Below are 654 nucleotides of genomic sequence, written 5' to 3' on the forward strand. Positions count from 1 at the left end.
GGTAGGTAATGTCGCCGACATAAACGCGGTTTGGCTCTTTAGCTGTGAACTTGCGGCCTACTAGATCTGGCATGACGCGGTGACCAGGCTTACGCCTGGTAGTGATGCATCGACGCCGTTTAGTAAAGCCTTGAAGTCCCATGGCTTTCATGATGCGTGCAACTTTCTTGTGATTGACCGGGGTATACACCGGGTCTTCCTTAAGGCTTGCGGCGATGCGTTTAGCCCCATAAAGACCATGCTCATCATCAAAGATGGTCTTGATTCTTGCACCAATAAGACCATCGGAATACATCTTTAACCTGCGTTTTTCGCGGGTTTTGACCCATTTGTAAAACGAGGAGCGATTGAGCTTTAACACGTGGCACATCCGCTTAACCGAGTACTCGGTTCGGTGGTCATCGACAAACTGGAAGCGGATCACCAGTGAGTCTCTTCGGCAAAATATTTCGCAGCCTTACGCAGGATATCGCGTTCTTCGCGCAGCTTAGAGACTTCTTTTTCCAGCTGGCGGATTCGCGCAGAATCATTCGCCGCTTGGGCTTGATCGTGCACTGCTTTTATGCGGGCACGTTTGCCGGTGCCGTACTTCTTGACCCATGAATGCAGCGAGGCTCGGTTGATGCCGAGCTCTGCTGATGCTTTGTTCAGCTC

2 protein-coding genes are annotated in these 654 nt (G+C 51.2%); both read right to left on the reverse strand.

The annotated features are described in order from the left end of the window. A partial coding sequence (locus tag ABRP93_RS11635) for an IS3 family transposase (protein WP_349888025.1) occupies positions 1–361 on the reverse strand: 361 nt, incomplete at its 3' end. 59 nt (positions 362–420) lie between these two features. Beyond that, the coding region (locus tag ABRP93_RS11640) for a transposase (protein WP_502879670.1) at positions 421–654 on the reverse strand (234 nt) is incomplete at its 5' end.

The organism is Corynebacterium sp. KPL2850, from assembly GCF_040225855.1.
GTDB lineage: Bacteria > Actinomycetota > Actinomycetes > Mycobacteriales > Mycobacteriaceae > Corynebacterium.